Source organism: Paraburkholderia sp. BR13444, assembly GCF_040948755.1.
GTDB lineage: Bacteria > Pseudomonadota > Gammaproteobacteria > Burkholderiales > Burkholderiaceae > Paraburkholderia > Paraburkholderia youngii.
In genome coordinates this window covers 120741-137792 of sequence record NZ_JBFPKM010000001.1, presented here as the reverse complement: position 1 = coordinate 137792, position 17052 = coordinate 120741, and the positions used below count along the sequence as shown (strand labels likewise).

Sequence of the window (17052 nt, the reverse complement as noted above, 5' to 3'; positions counted from 1 at the left end):
CAAGCGCGTGGAATGCGAGCAAACAGTGGGTTGGGGACCGCAAATCGCGGCCCGCAACGGCCGCGCCGCTGCTCGTCAGGTTGCCTCAGCCATTCGTCCCTTCGCCGGCCAGCGCCGCCGTAGCGGCCGTGCGCGCGAGCACCGGCCGCAAAGCCGCGCCGGTGTGACTCGCGGCCACACGCGACAGGCTTTCCGGATCGGTTGCCGCGACGATCGTACCGCCGCCCACGCCGCCCTCCGGACCGAGGTCGATGATCCAGTCCGCCTCGGCGATCACGTCGAGATCGTGCTCGATGACGACGACGCTATGCCCGCCATCCACGAGCCGATGCAGCACGCGAATCAGCTTCGCGACGTCCGCCATATGCAGGCCGACCGTCGGCTCGTCGAGCACGTATAGCGTGTGCGGCGGCTTCTGGCCGCGCCGGGTGAGGTCGTCGCGCACCTTGCTCAGCTCGGTGACGAGCTTGATGCGCTGCGCCTCGCCGCCCGACAACGTAGGCGATGGCTGGCCGAGCGTCAGATAGCCGAGCCCGACGTCCTTCATCAGTTGCAGCGGATGCCCGATGTTCGTGATCGACGCGAAGAACTCGACCGCTTCGTCGATTTCCATCGTCAACACGTCGCCAATGTTCTTGCCGCGCCACGTGACCGCGAGCGTCTCCGGATTGAAGCGCTGACCGTGACAGACATCGCACGGCACTTTCACGTCGGGCAGGAAGCTCATGCCGATCGTGCGCACGCCTTGGCCCTCGCACGCGGGGCAGCGGCCCTCACCGGTATTGAACGAGAAACGCGACGCGGTATAGCCGCGCGCGCGCGCCTCCAGCGTGCCAGCGAACAGCTTGCGAATCGCATCCCACACGCCGATGTAGGTGGCGGGACACGAACGCGGGGTCTTGCCGATCGGCGTCTGATCGACTTCGAGCACGCGGTCGATGCTCTCCCAGCCGGTGACCGAATCGCAGCCCTGCCACGTGTGCGTGACGTTCAGCGGCGCGCGCGGCGCCGAGCGCGCGAGCACGCTCGAACGCCGGTTCGCGGCCGGTTTCTGCTCGGCCGCCGCACGCGCGCGGCGGGTGGCCGGCGACGACAGCACCGAGCGCCCGACCGCATCGAGCAGATTGGTCATCAGCACGTCGCGCGCGAGCGTCGATTTGCCCGAGCCGCTGACGCCCGTCACCGCGACGAGCCGCGCGAGCGGAATGCCGACCGTCACGTCACGCAGGTTGTGCAACTTGCCGCCATGCACGTTCAGCCAGTTCTCCGGCACCGCGGCCGCGCGCTTGCCCGGCGCGACGACCTCGCGACGCGGCTGCAGCGGATGCACGATTGGCTGCGCGAGAAAGCGGCCGGTCAGCGAATCGGCCTGCGCGGACAGGTCCGCGACGCTGCCCTGCGCGATCAGCGTGCCGCCGCGTTTGCCCGCGCCCGGCCCGATATCGATGATGTGATCGGCGCGCCGGATCGTGTCCTCATCATGCTCGACGACGACGAGCGTATTGCCCTTGTCACCGAGCTTGCGCAGCGCGTTCAGCAGGATCTGGTTGTCGCGCGGATGCAAGCCGATGGTCGGCTCGTCGAGCACGTAGCACACGCCTTGCAGGTTGCTGCCGAGCTGCGCGGCGAGCCGGATGCGCTGCGCTTCGCCGCCCGACAAACTCGGCGCCGCGCGATCGAGGCTCAGATAGCCGAGCCCGACCTCTTCGAGGAACTGCAACCGGCTGCCGATTTCGCTGACCACGTCGCGCGCGATTTCGGCATCGCGGCCCGTCATCTGCAGCGTATCGATCCACGCGCGCGTGTCGGACACGGTCCATTGCGCGACATCGACGATCGCCTGCGAGTCGAACGTGACCGCGCGCGCGACCGGATTCAGCCGGGTGCCCGCGCAATCCGGACAAGGCTCGTCGACGAGCCCTTCCGGTTCCTGCTCCTCCGACGGCAAGCTCTGTTCACGACCGCGATTGTCGTCGACGACGATCGTGTCGTCATACGCGGCGCGCTGCTCGCGCGTGAGCGACAGCCCCGTGCCGACGCAGCTCGTACACCAGCCATGCTTGCTGTTGTACGAGAACATGCGCGGGTCGAGCTCGGGATAGCTCGTGCCGCACACCGGACACGCGCGCTTCGTCGATAACACCTTCACGTCGCCGAGCTTCGCGGTGGACTCGCCGCCGTTGATCGCGTCGTGCAGGCCGTCGAGCGGCGCGAGCAGATGCATGATGCCCTTGCCGATCTCGAGCGTCTGATCGAGCGCTTCGCGCAGCTCGGCTTCATGATCGGCCGAGATGACGAGATCAGCGACCGGCAGCTCGATCGTGTGCTCACGGAACCGGTCGAGCTTCGGCCACGGATCGACCGGCACGAACTCGCCGTCCACCCGCAGATGCGTATTGCCGCGCGCTTTCGCCCATTTCGCGAGGTCGGTATAGACGCCCTTGCGGTTCACGACGAGCGGCGCGAGGAAGCCGACATGCTGGCCCTTGTGATCGCGCAGCAACTGCGCGGCAATCGATTCGGCGCTTTGCGACGTGACCGGCGTGCCGTCGTGAATGCAGTGCTGCAAGCCGAGCTTCACGTACAACAGACGCAGGAAGTGCCACACCTCCGAGGTGGTCGCGACGGTACTCTTGCGGCCGCCGCGCGACAGCCGCTGCTCGATCGCGACGGTCGGCGGAATGCCGTACACCGCGTCGACTTCGGGGCGCCCGGCCGGCTGCACGATCGAGCGCGCGTACGCATTCAGCGATTCGAGGTAGCGCCGCTGACCTTCGTGGAACAGGATGTCGAACGCGAGCGTCGATTTGCCCGAGCCCGACACGCCGGTAATCACATTGAACTTGCCGTGCGGAATATCGACGTCGAGCGCCTTCAGGTTGTGCTCGCGCGCGTTGACGATGCGCACCACGTCCTCGCCTTCGATCGCGCGACGCGCACGGGCCGCGCTCAGTGCCTTCTGCAGCGGGATGCCTTGCGGCTGCGCTTCGGCTGCGACGCCCATCGCGCGGTCGTATTGCAGCAACGCCTCGCCGGTATGCGACTCGGCACACGCTTTCACTTCGTCCGGCGTGCCCGCGCACAACACGCGGCCGCCGCCGTCGCCGCCTTCGGGACCGAGGTCGATGATCCAGTCGGCCGCGCGGATCACGTCGAGGTTATGCTCGATCACGATCAGCGAATGACCGCTCGCGAGCAGCTTGCCGAACGCCTGCATCAGCTTCGCGATGTCGTCGAAATGCAGGCCCGTGGTCGGCTCGTCGAACATGAACAGACGCTTCGCGACCGCCTGCTTCGCGCCACGCGTGCTGCGCGCCTGCGCCGATTCCGCGAGAAAGCCCGCGAGCTTGAGCCGCTGCGCCTCGCCGCCAGACAGCGTCGGCACCGGCTGGCCGAGCTTCACGTATTCGAGCCCGACGTCGACGATCGGCTGCAGCACGCGCAATACTTCGGCATCCTTTGCGAAGTACGCGGCAGCTTCGCTGACGGTCAGCTCGAGCACGTCCGCAATACTCATCGAGCGCGCGGGCTCGCCTCGCTCGATCTTCACCTCGAGGATTTCCGCGCGATAACGACGCCCGTCGCAATCGGGGCAGCGCAGGTACACGTCGGACAGGAACTGCATTTCGATGTGCTCGAAGCCCGAGCCGCCGCAGGTCGGACAGCGGCCGTCGCCCGAGTTGAAGCTGAACATGCCGGGGCCGTAGCCGCGCTGCTGCGCGAGCGGCGCCTTCGCGAACAGCTTGCGGATTTCGTCGAACGCGCCGACGTAGCTGGCCGGATTCGAGCGCGCGGTCTTGCCGATCGGCGACTGATCGACGAACACGACGTCGGTGACCTGGTCGGCGCCCTCAAGCGACTTGAACGCGCCCGGCGCTTCGGTGGCAAGGCCGAAGTGGCGCGCCATCGCCGGATACAGCACGTCCTGCAGCAGCGTCGATTTGCCGGAACCGGACACGCCGGTCACGCAGACGAGCCGCTGCAATGGAATTTCGACCGTGACGTCACGCAGATTGTGCTCGCTCGCACCTTCGAGCACGATGCGCGGCGTGCTTGAATCGACCCTGCGACGCGACCAGTGCGCGGCATCCGCGACATGGCGCCGGCCGCCGAGGTATTCACCGGTCAGCGTGCCGGTCGAGCGGATCGCGTCGGGCGCGCCGTCGAAAATGATCGAACCGCCGCGCTCGCCAGGCCCCGGACCCATGTCGATGAGCCGGTCCGCCGCGAGCATCACCGACGGATCGTGCTCGACCACGACCAGCGTATTGCCCGCGTCGCGCAGCCGGTGCATTGCCTCGACGATGCGGTTCAGGTCGCGCGGATGCAGGCCGATGCTCGGTTCGTCGAGCACGAACAGCGTCTTGGTCAGCGACGTGCCGAGCGCGGTGGTCAGGTTGATACGCTGCACCTCGCCGCCCGACAGCGTGCGGCTTTGCCGATCGAGCGTCAGATAGCCGAGGCCGACGTCGCAGAGATACTTGAGGCGCGTGCGCACTTCGGCGAGCAGCAGCTTCAGCGCGTCGTCGAGCAATGCGCTCGGCAGCGTGATGTCGTCGAAGAAGCGGCGGATGCGCTCGATCGGCATCAGCATCAGATCGTGCACGGTCAAACCCGGCAACGCTTCGAGCTGTGCGCGCGACCACTGCACGCCGCGCGGCATGAAGCGGTGCTCGGGCGCGAGCACGTCGTTCGCGTTCGCTTTGCTGCCGAGGCGCCACAGCAGCGATTCGGTTTTCAGACGCGCGCCGCCGCAGGTTTCGCATGGCGTATAGCTGCGGTACTTCGACAGCAGCACGCGGATATGCATCTTGTACGCCTTCGATTCCAGATAATCGAAGAAGCGTTTGACGCCGTACCAATGCGTCTGCCACTTGCCGTTCCAGTCCGGCGAGCCGTTGATGACCCAGTTGCGCTCGCGCTCGCTGAGCTCGCCCCACGGCGTGTCGCGGCGGATGTCGGCTTTCGCCGCGTAGCGCATCAGATCGTCCTGGCACTCCTTCCACGCGGGCGTCTGCATCGGCTTGACCGCGCCTTCGCGCAGCGTCTTGCGCGCGTCTGGAATCACCAGACCAAGGTCGACGCCGATCACGCGGCCGAAGCCGCGGCAGGCATCGCACGCGCCATAGGCCGAGTTGAACGAGAACAGCGCGGGCTGCGGGTCGGCATAGCGCAGATCGCTTTCGGGACTGTGCAGGCCGGTGGAGAAACGCCAGATGCGCGGCTCGGCGGCTTCGGCATGCGGTTCGTCCGAGGTGGCCGGCAGCACGTAGATATTGACGCGCCCGCCGCCGCGCTTCAGCGATGCCTCGATCGCCTCGATCGCACGCGCTTTGTCGACCGAGCGCAGCCGGAAGCGGTCGGCGACGACGTCGAGCAGCTTGCGCTTGCCGGTCGGTGAATCGACTTCGCGCTGCGCCTGCACGCGCGTATAGCCGCTCGCCGACAGCCACTGCTCGACCTCCTGCGCGGACGCCGACTCCGGCAGCTCGACCGGGAACGTGACGACGAGCCGCGGCTCCTCCTGCGCGGTGCGCTCGAGCAGTTCCGCGTAGATCGTCTCCGGCGTGTCGTGCCGCACCGGGTGCGCAGTCTGGCGGTCGAACAGCTCGGCCGCGCGCGCGTACAGCAGCTTCAGATGGTCGTTGAGCTCGGTCATCGTGCCGACCGTGGAGCGCGAGCTGCGCACCGGATTGGTCTGGTCGATCGCGATGGCGGGCGGTACGCCGTCGACGCGGTCGACCTGCGGCCGATCCATCCGGTCGAGGAACTGGCGCGCGTACGCACTGAAGGTCTCGACGTAGCGGCGCTGGCCTTCCGCATACAGCGTGTCGAACACGAGGCTCGACTTGCCTGAGCCCGACGGCCCCGTGACGACCGTCATTTCTCCGGTGCGCACGTCGAGGTCGACGTTTTTCAGGTTGTGCTGGCGGGCGCCGCGAATGCGGATCGTGCCCTGGGTCTTGTTGCTGCTCGGCTTGCCGGCTTGGGGAGTATCGGCGAGGGTGTCAGGGGTTGCGTCGTTGGAGGACAATTTTTCCGACCGTCTGAAGGAGTGGTTCACCTCTCACGGCCGGCTCTCGCGACCGCGCAAGTTCGGTGCAGCCGGGACGGCGCGACGAGCGCCCGGACGCCTGGCTGTAGGGGGATACTATACTGTATGTTTATACAGTTTTCCATGACAGGTGAAGGTGCGCTTCGCGCGTGGTGCCTGGGGACGGAATTCGTGGGACGCGAGCGGATTTTTGAGGCTGGACGAACCGCATTAGGGAGACTGCCGGGATTGGCGTCCCGGCGGATCTGCGGCGGGGGGCAAGTATCTCGTCAAGGCACACTGGGAAGATGCTGGTCCGCGACAGCCAACCCGGTGAGGCGTTGGCCGAACGCACGGCTCGGATGCGGGATCGACGCAAACCGACCCTGGGCGGTCGACCCGACGCTGTTCCAAAGGCAGGTATCAGATCGGAGGGGGCATTCCGTACGTCACTCAAGGCCCCCGGTGCTTGCAAACTTTTCGAAATGCAGCTGAAAATCTTGAAGGCCTGAAGTCGCCAACCACTTCCTGATCGCTTCAACCATCGGGGGCGGACCGCATACGTACATGTCGAAAGGTCGCGCGGCTAGTGCCTTCACGTCGAAATGATCCGGAATGTATCCCGTCTTCCCGCTCCAATCGGGCGAGGAATTCACGACCACGGGCACGTACGAGAATCCCTCGATACGATCAACATACCCTTTCAACCGTTCATACTCGCACAGATCGCCGACGTCGTTCACCCCGTAATACAGCGTGACGGGTTGACCGCAACCGCCACGCGAAGCCATCTCATCCAGCATGCCGAGAAACGCCGAGAGGCCCGTTCCGCCCGCGACCATCACAAGCGGTCGCTCGACGTGTCGCAGGTAGAAAGTCCCAAATGGCGCTTCGAAGTCGATTGACTGACCGGGCGTACAGCGTTCGCGCAGGTAATTGCTCATGATGCCGTCAGGCAGCAGTCGGATCAGAAACTGCAACTGATTGTCATAACTTGGCTGATTCGCGAACGAATAGGAACGCCATGCGTCCGTCTCCGGAACGAGGAGGCGAGCATACTGACCGGGCAGAAAGTCCAGACGTCTGCGCACGCCACTCGCGTCGAGATGCAGAATTGCCGTAGAGCCGGATACTTTCTCCATACGGGTGACGGTCGCCGTCATGCGACCTGTATCCTCGCTACGGCATAACGTCGAGTCAAAGTCAAAGAAGAACGACGCATCCGATCTGACTCTGGTCTGGCACGACAGCATTTTGCGTTGCGCAAGATCCTCGGCAGAGAGCGCTTCATCGTCCACGTAGTCCTGCTCATATTCGCCCGATTCACAGCGCCCCTTGCAAGTGCTACAGACGCCTTCGCGGCAGTCGAATGGAATCTTCACGCCATTGCGCAATGCCGCGTCCAGCAAGATCTCGTTTGCGCCGGCATCGAAGAACAATGTCTTACCATCGGCAAAACTGAAGGCCACCTTGTGATTCATCTCAATGCCCTCGATTAAAGATGGTAAAAGTCGAGGACCGCGTTGATGCGGTCATTGAGCAATAGGGTGTGTTTGCGCACGATCTTCCAGCTATCGCCGTCGGCACGCAGCCGGTAAGTCCCATGGCCGAAAAAGTGCTCCGACACGCCATGGCGCGTGTAAAACGTCGCCCAGTTGACCTTTGCTTCTGTCAACCCGTCCGCCCCGCCAGTAACACGTACATTGGTGATTTGATGGAGGGTACGCGGCAACGGTGTCGACGCGGCAGATTTGCCGGTGCGCAGTCGAAAAACACGATCTTCCAGACCGGAGCGGTTCGAATAATAGATCAGTGATAGACCGCGCCGGGGATCTGTCGTGTACTCGAATTCAGAGTCCCACTGCGGCACATGGAATTCGCATTGCTCGTCAAAAAGGGCGAGGTAAGCCTCCCAGTCCCGCGCATCGCAAAGTTCGGACTTGCGATAAAAGAATTGTTCGATCGAATGCTGCAACGGGTTCATGATCTCAGATCTCCTTAACGCTCAATGACTTCTGCCGCAACCCTTTCAGCAATAGCGCCTGCCATGCGCCGTGCTGGTTGACATACAAACCTTCATGCGTGAACTCGGAACCTGTTAATGCGGGTGAGATGCCCAACAACGTGCTGTTAGGTGTTGCCTGTTCGATCCATTTGTGATGGCCCCGCGAAATGTCGCTCCAAGGCTCAAGGCGCGCCTGAAAGCCCCGCTGAGCTTCACGGAACTCCACGAGATCGTCCGGTGTGCCCATGCCGGACACGTTGAAAAAATCCTCGAACTGTCGGATGCGGCTCTCACGGTCGCTGTCCGATTCGCCCTTCACGCCGATGCACTGGCTGATCACCTCGGTCTTGTTCCACGCGATCGGACGCACGATGCGCAACTGCGAGCTGATCTGGTCCATGAAGAATAGACTCGGATACACGTTCAGGTTGCGAAGCCGATGCATTATCCATTCAGCGCGCTGCTGGCCGTACTCCTGAACGAGGCGCGGCATCACACTCGCATAGCCGGGTCGCACTTGCGGATTCGGCATGTCACTGAATAGCACTGAGTGCCCGTTGCGGAACGAGAACCAGCCGTCATCGGTATCCGCGTCGCCAGCACCGAGCTTGCTGTAGTCGAGCGTGCCGTTGGCCGCCGCACCCTTTTGCACATTCGATTCGTGTCGATGCTTGACTGTCGCCACATAGTTGTAGTGGACTGTACTCACGTGATAGCCGTCGAGGCCATTCTCGTTTTGCAATTTCCAGTTACCGTCGTATGTATAGGTCGACCTGCCTGGAAGCACCTCAAGTTCACCGGTGGGCGACTGCGCCACCATCATGTCGAGAAAGACGCGCGTATCGCCAAGGTAGTCTTCGAGCGAATCTGTGGCTGCCAGATCGAGGCTAACGAACACGAAGCCCTTATAGCTTGCAATGCGTGCCTTCTTCAGGCCGCGCGCGCCTTTGTCAAAATCTTCGCAATATTCCGACGGCGCTTTCACCTTGACGAGCCGCCCGTCACTCTTGTAGCACCATGCATGGAATGGGCATGTGAAGGTCGACTGGTTGCCCTTGCTCATGCGCGTGAGCGTGGCGCCGCGGTGCTGGCAGGCATTGACCATCGCATGGAGCGCACCACTGCCGTCCCGGCTCACGATCAGCGGCTGGCGGCCTGCCTGCATCGTGACGAAATCATGCGGCTGCGGAATCTCGCTCTCGTGACACGCGTAAATCCATGCCTTTTCGAATATCAGTTCCATCTCCAGCGCGAACAGCTCAGGCTCCGTGAACATTTCGCGGGCGATCCGGTACACGCCCTCTGCCGGACGAAAGTCCAGACAGCCGCTCACAAACTCCTTCCATTCAGCCACGTTTCTTGCTGTATCCATCATCGTCCTCTCATGTCTGCCGCCGGCTGACGGTGCAAGGCGCGCACCGCATGCTTTGCGTCGGCGTTTGTAACACTGCGTCGCTCACATAGTGCTGGGTAACGGCATCCTTCTTAATTCAGGCGCTCGCCAATGCAATCCGAACCAGCAACCATCACCGTACTTTTCGTAACCAAAGAAAATGCAGGATGCTTTGTGATACATCGCTAATTGAAATGATGCACATACCGTAGGACCACCCTCGTCCCCTGGGGGCGGTTTCTGGCGACCCGCTCGAAGTAACTGTTAAAGAGCACGTGGTCCTGCTGCGAAAAGCTGTACATCGCTCCTGGCCCGATCGCCCAGACTGCTTCGCGAGTACCCGGCACGTCCACGCCATTCGCCTTCATGTCGGTGATCTGCCGTAGCCAGTATCCGTTCAGTCCAATCCGAAGACCTGGGCGAACTTCGTACTCGGTGGCGACGTTTACATGAACGGCCTGGCCCGCCTGAGATGACGTGACATCGGGTGCGAGCGCCGTCGCTGGTTCGTGGTTCGTCGCGTTCCACAGGTAATGCAGACGCCATGAAACGGTCCACTTCGGTGTCAGCCAGACGGTCGCCGCCCAATACGGGTTGAACGACCAGAAGTGGCTGCCTGGATTGATCGCCTTGCGCGGATCGTATGCCCCCGTCGGCACGATGAACTGGAACTCAACGCGCTGCGCGAAACGTGGACCGTTGGCGCCCATCACGGGATCGAACTGGATGAACGGTCCAATCAGCAGATCACCGATACCGTTCTGTGCGCTCAGCGCCGCATTGCCCAGGCCATCATCCACATGCGCCGATGCGATCCACGGCAGCATCAGATTGAGACCCGGATGCGCTGTCGCAAATGTTAGAGGCGACTGGTATGTGAGCTGCGTGATGCCCGCAAAGATATCGATAGCCTGCTTCGGCAGCGGCACGCGGTTTCCCGCGTTGTCGTTGATCCGTCCCGCTGTGTAGTACTCGAAGTACTGCTGCGCATACCAACCCGATCCCGCAGGCGGCAAGCCGTCCAGAAAACTTGTCGCGCCCAGATTGACAGCCGGCAGATCGTTGGCGGATGCCGGCAAAGTGAGACACGATACCGCCACTGACACGAGCCATGGCAAGAGTCGAACACTGTTGATTCTCATTGGCAGCACCATCTATCAGATTTTCACGGTCGTGAAGCGTCAAATGTGCGGATGCGGATGCGGATGCGGCGAAACAACCCGATAAGCGCCTGCATGAAAAACAAGAGGTGCTCTGCCGAACGACTCGTACTCCTCGACACCGCCAATGAAGATGAGGTGATCGCCACCGTCGTATTGACCGACGTTTCGACACACGAAGTGGGCAGCACTACCGTCGATAAGCGGAACGCCCCCGGTGCCATCGACGCAAGGCACGCCTGCGAACTTGTCGGCAGATGCCGTTGAAAAAGTGCGCGACAGATGCTGCTGATCGTCGGCCAGCATGTTGATGGCGAAATGCGTAGTCGCAACAAAATCTGCCATGCTCGGTGACGGCTTCGCGAGGCTCCACAAAATCAACGGAGGGTCCATCGACAGCGAAGAAAATGAATTCGCCGTCAGCCCTATTCTTCGGCCATCTGTCGTGCGTGTCGTGATTACCGTGACGCCTGTCGGAAACTGGCCGAGTGCGGAGCGGAAATGCTTCGAATCGAACCGGCGCCCGCCCGGCGCGAGCGCATCGAGATTGAGGTGAGTGGTCATGTATGTTCTCCTGCGGGACGTTCGTGCTCAGGCGGCAGCCCTGGTCTTTTCGCGGATGAAAGCATTGCATGCAGCCGGATCGAACCACCACGGCGAAAACGTTCGCGGATCGTCGAAACCATTGACGATCGCGGCCGCAAGCGCCTGCGAATCGCCAGCAGCGCGAAGCAGTTCGAGGATGTGGGGCGGCGGCGGCGTCAGCATCGAATTGGTCCACCTGACCACGTGTTGCGCGTAGTCCCAGTAACGGTCGAACGTCTGCTGCATCCAGTCCTCGGAGAAGGGAGCCGATTCTCTTGCGAGGATTGCGTTCAGGTACACCTTGCTGCATTTCGCTGCGCTGTTCGAACCTTGCCCGGTGATAGGGTCATTGACCACCACCGCATCGGCCATACCAAAGATGGTCCGCCCCGATGGCAGCCGGAAGAACGGCTTGCGCACGGCAGGTGCAAAACGACCAGAGAGAACACCGTTGGGATCCGTCAACTGCACATTCGCGCAACGATCTGCTTCCCAGGGAACGTATCGGCGGACAATGTCGAGACTTCTTTCCAGATGCTGCGCGGGTGTTTTTACGTCGCCCCAGCAATCCAGCGGTCCGCCGGGAATGCCTTCGAAGACCATGATTTCGCAGGGCCCCGTCACCGTCAGGGCCGGGAACACAAAGTACTCCCCTATTCCAGGCAACAGGTTGAAGCGCACCCGTGAATAGGGTGTCGACGCCGTCATGCCCGTCACATAGGTCAGGGCCAGGACGCGCTGCGGCTGACTGAATGCGCTACCCACCGGGTCGCGTCCGAGTAGATTGACAACTTCGCCCTTGCCTGCCGCAAGCAGCACAAGATCGTGGCTCGCGCTCAACTGTTCTAGCTCCGGAACCCCGACATCGACAATGCGCACATCGGCTCCTCGCCGCTCGACTTGTTCGAGCCATGCCGCCATCTTGATCCGTTGATCGACGGCCTGAGCATAGCGATGCAGACGCGCCGACCAGTCGATGATTCTTTCGCCGGCCACTTCCGGATGCGGGACAGCGACACTGATTCCCTCAATGGAAGGACACGCTTCTTCCCACCCGTTAAGACCGAGATCGCGCTCGGTTTGCAGGGATTCATTGAACATGCACTGGCTGGACATGACCTTGCCGGTGCGAATCTGCTCTGCGCTGCGATTGGTGGCGAGCGTGATCCGATAACCCTGATCGAGCAAGGCCAAAGCCAGTTGCAGGCCAGCCTGTCCCGCTCCAACGATTGCAATGTTTCTCATGGACGATGTCTCCTGAATAGGTTGTTGTCTGGATAAAGCGCATGGCTTCGCTGCGTATCCGCTCGCAAACCCACGCAAGGTGTCATTCCGCCAGCCTGGGGATCGCGGGTAGGTTCTGCTCCGGTCCCATCGTCGAGTAGCCGCCGTCCACCGCGTAGTCCGCACCCGTCACGAAGCTGGCCGCATCGCTGCACAGGAACGTGACGACCCGGGCGACCTCTTCTGGATTGCCGAGCCGCCCCAGAAGATGAAACGACGCAGCGACGCTATCGGCTTTCGCGCGATTGCCGTGTGTGAGTTCATGCATCACGCGAGACCACGTCCAGCCCGGAGACACGGAATTCACCCGGATATTGTCGACGGCGAGATCCATCGCCATGCTGCGCGTCAAATGCCTGAGCGCGGCCTTCGATGTCGGATAAAGCCACCGCCCCGTTTGTGCGCACTGGGCCGAAATCGAACTGAAATTCACGATCACGCCGCCGCCCTGTCGCTTCATGTGCGGATAGGCCGCTTTCGCAAGCATCACGGCGGAAATCACGTTGACGTCCATGGCGCCGAGCCAGTCGTTGCGGCTCGCAGTAAAGCCGTTATCCACGTAACTGCATGCGAGGTTTACAAGAATGTCGACCGCACCGAAACTGTCGACCGTTCTGGCAATCGCGTGATCGATGGCCTTGTCGTCGGTGATATCGGTCCGGACGAAAATGGCGCTTTCGCCAAGCGCGCGTGATGCGCGCTGACCGTTTTCCTCATCGATGTCCAGAACAGCAACCCTCGCGCCGGCGTCGGCCAGATCCTTCGCGACGGCCGCGCCAATGAGCGTAGCGCCGCCGGTGACGATCGCCACCTTGCCTGTCAGTGATGTCATGGTGTTCTCCGTGGATTCGTCGGCGTGGTTCACCGTTCTGCGCTGTCGTCGCGCAGCCAGCGGTTCATCAGCGTGTTCGATGGGAGGGTTTCGTCGAGCAGTTTGTGAGCAGTCTCGGCCCCCGCGACCGGCAAGCCTTCCGGCTCGAGCAGACCGATCTGCACCAGCACGCTCGCCTGGTCCCAGTAAATGTGTTCGTGATAGAGCTTGTCCCCACGAAATTTCACAATCGCAACGAGGGGAATCTCGACACGCTTTCCGGTCGGTGCAACGCCTGGCAGCATCCAGTCGATTTCCGTCGTGTGGGTAAAGCAGAACAGCAGTTCATCGACGATCTGCGTTGCGCCAACCGTGCGCGACACTGGGGTGATCGTCGTATCGGGCGGATTGTTATGGACGAAGTGATGGCGATAAAAGCGCTTGAGTTCGCTGTACCCGACACCGCCCGTCATCGTGGGAATGTGATTGACGTAGGGCTCTGGAACCATCGTGCGCATGGTCGCGTCCACGTCGCGCGTGGTGAATTCATGAGAGAGATGCGCCTCCCAGAGCGAAGACAGATCGAAGGTCGGACCGATCTCCCGCCTGAACGCCGCAACCGAGCGTTGATGCGCCATAGTCGCAGCAGCCTTGTCCCAGTGCTCGCCGCGTGCCCGGGCAAACGCATGATCGACGCCGGGATAGGTGTAAATCTCGACGCACTCCCGCGTGGACAAAGCCGCCTTAATCTGCTGCTGGGCTTCGGCAGGGCAGAAGCGGTCCTGTTCGGCGATCTGAAGCACCAGGCGTCCATGCAGGTTCTCGGCTTCCCCAAGAGCCGTTTCGATACCGACACCGTAGTAGCTGACGGCACAAGCGACGCGCGGCAGGCGGCACGCAGCGAGATAAGCAAGCTTGCCACCCAGACAAAAACCAAGCACACCGATTTGACCGACGCATTCAGGAATCGAACCGAGCGCACTTATAGCAGCATCGATGTCTTCGACGCCCTTGTCGTGGTCGAAGGCGCGATACAGTGCGAAAGCACGTTCGGCGTCTTCGGCCGAATAACCCAGTTCAATGCCCGGCTCGGTGCGCCAGAACAGGTCGGGAGCAAGGACGGTATATCCTTCTTCGGCGTAGTAGTCCGCCACTTCGCGCATCGTCCCGTTGACGCCGAAGATCTCGTGGCAAAGCACGATGCCGGGACCTTTCCCGTTCGCCGGCGTTGCGAGGTAGCCGCGAAAAGTGGCGCCGCCCGCGCATGGAATTTCGATGTATCGACCTTTCATTTGAGCCTCGACATAGGGTGGTTTGTGAATCAAGTATTGGCGGCCAATACTGGGTGCACTATCCGTTGCCTGCGACGGGTATCCACGAAATGCAGAATTTGTGGTTGATGCCGCTGGTCCGTGTGCAAGTCACAGCCAGGGGGCCATCGCAGGCCTTTGCGTCTCAGGCGGATAGACCCGCCACGATCTGTCGTCATGCCTGAAGAAGAAAAGTGCTAGCGTCCCCATCGGCCCCGACGCCTCAACGCGTACATAGCGTCTGCGATGCAGCGAGAGCCGACTGAACTGAATCACACGCATGCGCATTCCGTTCGTCGGCGCAAGCCATTTATCAACCTGGCCACGCAGGGATTTTTCCGGGGTGTGCATGTCGTTCTCCGCGGGATATCGATCACACTGCGCGCGCCGTGCAGTCCACGCTGTGCAGTCTCGGTCCGAAGGTCTGGAGGAAAAGGATCGCTAAGGCGCGCAGCGCCCGCAGGGGATGGGCGAAACATGCTTCCACCTGTTCACTTCGGCTTTCCCCATAGAGACACCAGTTGCAAAAATGCTCGCAGTTGTTGCTCAGCAGCCGGTAGCGGTTTTCGCCCAGTCGCGAGCGGGCGCGGCGAACTGCATCGGCGCCGGCGTATCTCGCCATAGAGTTCTGCACGACCGCGATTTCGTGACCTGAGGCAAAGCACTCGATCGTGGTTTCCTCCACCGGACCTCGGTGCAGAGATCTGCAGAGACCGGCGTAGTGCACCACCCTTCCATTTCCCACATAGATGCCGTGATGGTCATATGCGGAACGGCGCGCAACAATGTGGCTGCCCTCATCCGGTTCAATGCCGATCGGCAGAGATCTTGATCGCACGCGTTCAGATCCGACCCGCACGACGGTCCTGTCGACTCTCGCATTGAATTGCTCGGATGCCATGGCACACCTCCGTAGGCGCTGGGGCCATGATCAAAGCATGGGGCGCCGGCACCCGCCGATCTATCCGCTGAATCCAATCGATGTCCGGAGAGTCCAGAAATTGACTTCATCCGGCCCAGACATTTATGGACCCACGTCCCGGGTATTTGCCGATGTGGAGGGACGCGGATTTCACTACGATCAAAAGGAAATGGCCCGTTTATTGCGGGCGCGAAGAGTGATGTAGCAGGTAATGCGACAGCGATATCCGAATCCTCGCAGTACTATCCGAATAGCACGACGATTCCGCGAAGACGCGAGCGTATTGCATCGCACAAGCACGTGCGGGCTTTTAGTGGAGTAACTGATGGAGCACTGGTCGGCCTTCGGTGTCGATGGGCAGCGGCTGGCAACCGCGCCCTGTTTCAATCGCGACAACCTTCTGCTTCAGTCAAACGACCTGGAGGAAGTCCGCGCGAGCGTCGGACGCATCTTCAAGCCGCACGGACTCGAGTTGGCGGGCGGCTCCCATCGCCTGTTTGGACGCATGCACCACGCGCGGTATGGCGATCTCTCGCTGAATCTGCTCGATTATGGGAGCGAGGTGACCATAGATCCTGGACACCTGGAGAGCTTTTTCCTGCTGCAGATTCCGGTTCATGGCAATGCTGAAATCGAATGCGGCAACAAGCGGTTCGTTTCGTCCGCGCTCGTAGCGTCCCTCCTGTCTCCGTCGCTGCCCTTACGGATGCACTGGAGCGACGCGTGTCCCCAAGTTCTCCTGAAAATCGAACGTGGGACCATAGAGCGTCACTGCGAGCAACATCTGGGGGAGGCGTTCAGGCGACCGGTGGAATTCGATCCGGAACTGCAACTGGGATCTCCCGGAGGCCTTTGCGTGATGCAACTGCTGCCGTCATTGGCGGACGTGTTGAGTTTCCCGGACCACCCACTGCGCAATCCGCTGGCCTTCAGTCAGTTCGAGTCCACTCTGATCAATGCGTTGCTATACGGCCAACCGAACAGTGCCCGGCCTGGACTTCGTCATTCCGTCGGCGCGCTCGCGCCGTTTTTCGTTCGGCGTGTCGAGGAGTATATTCGCGCAAACGTGCAGGAGCCCTTGACCATCGAGCGACTTGCGGAGCACGCCGGCGTCAGCGCCAGCACCTTGTTCGCCGGATTCAGGAATTACTATGGGCTCAGCCCAATGGCTTATGTGCGACAGTTGCGTCTCGAACGTGTCCGAGCCGATCTGCTCGCCATGGAAGCATCCAACCCCTCATCAATTACTGAGGTCGCAACCAGATGGGGATTCGCGCATCTCGGCCGATTCTCACTGGACTATAAGCGGCACTTCGGTGAATCGCCGTCGGCTTCTCTACGTTACCGGGGTAAATCTGGCTAGCGCGCCCAACACCTGATGTCCGAAACAAGGGACGTTTTGCGCAGCGTTAGCGATCGCATAAATACCATCGCAGATGCCTGCAATGCCAACACGCTACCGTTCACCAAACACCTACCGGAATGCGTAAGAAGCGGAACGTCGACAACGCTGCCGCGATGACCGTTGTCGAGTTGATCGCGGACCAG

General features: G+C 61.7%; 12 protein-coding genes. 1 reads left to right on the top strand and 11 read right to left on the bottom strand.

Going from position 1 to position 17052, the window contains the following annotated elements:
* Nucleotides 1-85 precede the first annotated feature (85 nt).
* The 11 genes from uvrA to AB3X95_RS00570 all read right to left on the bottom strand — a co-directional run bounded on the left by uvrA (nt 86) and on the right by AB3X95_RS00570 (nt 15483).
* Nucleotides 86-6034 carry an excinuclease ABC subunit UvrA gene (gene uvrA, locus AB3X95_RS00620; protein ID WP_368620426.1) on the bottom strand — a complete coding sequence of 1983 codons (5949 nt, stop codon included), beginning with the start codon at nt 6032-6034 and terminating at the stop codon, nt 86-88.
* 449 nt (nt 6035-6483) lie between these two features.
* Nucleotides 6484-7515 carry an anthranilate 1,2-dioxygenase electron transfer component AntC gene (gene antC / locus AB3X95_RS00615; RefSeq protein ID WP_176123407.1) on the bottom strand — a complete coding sequence of 344 codons (1032 nt, stop codon included), beginning with the start codon at nt 7513-7515 and terminating at the stop codon, nt 6484-6486.
* A gap of 14 nt (nt 7516-7529) precedes the next feature.
* On the bottom strand, nt 7530-8018 hold the full coding sequence (gene antB, locus AB3X95_RS00610) for an anthranilate 1,2-dioxygenase small subunit (RefSeq protein ID WP_368620425.1): 489 nt from the start codon (nt 8016-8018) through the stop codon (nt 7530-7532).
* A 4-nt stretch (nt 8019-8022) separates the two neighbouring features.
* Nucleotides 8023-9411, bottom strand: a complete 1389-nt coding sequence (antA, locus tag AB3X95_RS00605; RefSeq protein WP_368620759.1) for an anthranilate 1,2-dioxygenase large subunit — start codon at nt 9409-9411, stop codon at nt 8023-8025.
* A 206-nt stretch (nt 9412-9617) separates the two neighbouring features.
* Nucleotides 9618-10574, bottom strand: a complete 957-nt coding sequence (locus AB3X95_RS00600) for a transporter (protein ID WP_368620424.1) — start codon at nt 10572-10574, stop codon at nt 9618-9620.
* 39 nt (nt 10575-10613) lie between these two features.
* A complete protein-coding gene (locus AB3X95_RS00595) occupies nt 10614-11156 on the bottom strand; it encodes a flavin reductase family protein (protein WP_368620423.1) in 543 nt (180 codons plus the stop codon).
* Nucleotides 11157-11183: 27 nt separating this feature from the next.
* Nucleotides 11184-12422 carry a styrene monooxygenase/indole monooxygenase family protein gene (locus AB3X95_RS00590; protein WP_368620422.1) on the bottom strand — a complete coding sequence of 413 codons (1239 nt, stop codon included), beginning with the start codon at nt 12420-12422 and terminating at the stop codon, nt 11184-11186.
* An 82-nt stretch (nt 12423-12504) separates the two neighbouring features.
* The gene (locus tag AB3X95_RS00585) at nt 12505-13293 is read right to left on the bottom strand and encodes an SDR family oxidoreductase (protein ID WP_368620758.1); all 789 of its coding nucleotides are present in this window, start codon (nt 13291-13293) and stop codon (nt 12505-12507) included.
* Between the two features lie 29 nt (nt 13294-13322).
* Nucleotides 13323-14564 (bottom strand): dienelactone hydrolase family protein, encoded by a 1242-nt coding sequence (locus AB3X95_RS00580; RefSeq protein ID WP_368620757.1) that lies wholly within the window; start codon nt 14562-14564, stop codon nt 13323-13325.
* A gap of 129 nt (nt 14565-14693) precedes the next feature.
* A complete protein-coding gene (locus AB3X95_RS00575) occupies nt 14694-14933 on the bottom strand; it encodes a hypothetical protein (RefSeq protein WP_368620421.1) in 240 nt (79 codons plus the stop codon).
* Nucleotides 14934-14955: 22 nt separating this feature from the next.
* Nucleotides 14956-15483 (bottom strand): lecithin retinol acyltransferase family protein, encoded by a 528-nt coding sequence (locus AB3X95_RS00570; protein WP_368620420.1) that lies wholly within the window; start codon nt 15481-15483, stop codon nt 14956-14958.
* A 346-nt stretch (nt 15484-15829) separates the two neighbouring features.
* On the opposite strand from AB3X95_RS00570, the gene AB3X95_RS00565 reads away from it, so the two are divergent.
* Nucleotides 15830-16867 carry an AraC family transcriptional regulator gene (locus AB3X95_RS00565; RefSeq protein WP_368620419.1) on the top strand — a complete coding sequence of 346 codons (1038 nt, stop codon included), beginning with the start codon at nt 15830-15832 and terminating at the stop codon, nt 16865-16867.
* Nucleotides 16868-17052 lie beyond the last annotated feature (185 nt).

Bases quoted from the DNA above. Each gene is read 5' to 3' on its own strand.
- AB3X95_RS00580 (WP_368620757.1), bottom strand. From the start codon at position 14,564: ATGAAAGGTCGATACATCGAAATTCCATGCGCGGGCGGCGCCACTTTT.
- AB3X95_RS00590 (WP_368620422.1), bottom strand. From the start codon at position 12,422: ATGAGAAACATTGCAATCGTTGGAGCGGGACAGGCTGGCCTGCAACTG.
- antA (WP_368620759.1), bottom strand. From the start codon at position 9,411: ATGGATACAGCAAGAAACGTGGCTGAATGGAAGGAGTTTGTGAGCGGC.
- AB3X95_RS00585 (WP_368620758.1), bottom strand. From the start codon at position 13,293: ATGACATCACTGACAGGCAAGGTGGCGATCGTCACCGGCGGCGCTACG.
- AB3X95_RS00595 (WP_368620423.1), bottom strand. From the start codon at position 11,156: ATGACCACTCACCTCAATCTCGATGCGCTCGCGCCGGGCGGGCGCCGG.
- AB3X95_RS00600 (WP_368620424.1), bottom strand. From the start codon at position 10,574: ATGAGAATCAACAGTGTTCGACTCTTGCCATGGCTCGTGTCAGTGGCG.
- antC (WP_176123407.1), bottom strand. From the start codon at position 7,515: ATGAATCACAAGGTGGCCTTCAGTTTTGCCGATGGTAAGACATTGTTC.
- AB3X95_RS00570 (WP_368620420.1), bottom strand. From the start codon at position 15,483: ATGGCATCCGAGCAATTCAATGCGAGAGTCGACAGGACCGTCGTGCGG.
- AB3X95_RS00575 (WP_368620421.1), bottom strand. From the start codon at position 14,933: ATGCACACCCCGGAAAAATCCCTGCGTGGCCAGGTTGATAAATGGCTT.
- AB3X95_RS00565 (WP_368620419.1), top strand. From the start codon at position 15,830: ATGGAGCACTGGTCGGCCTTCGGTGTCGATGGGCAGCGGCTGGCAACC.
- antB (WP_368620425.1), bottom strand. From the start codon at position 8,018: ATGAACCCGTTGCAGCATTCGATCGAACAATTCTTTTATCGCAAGTCC.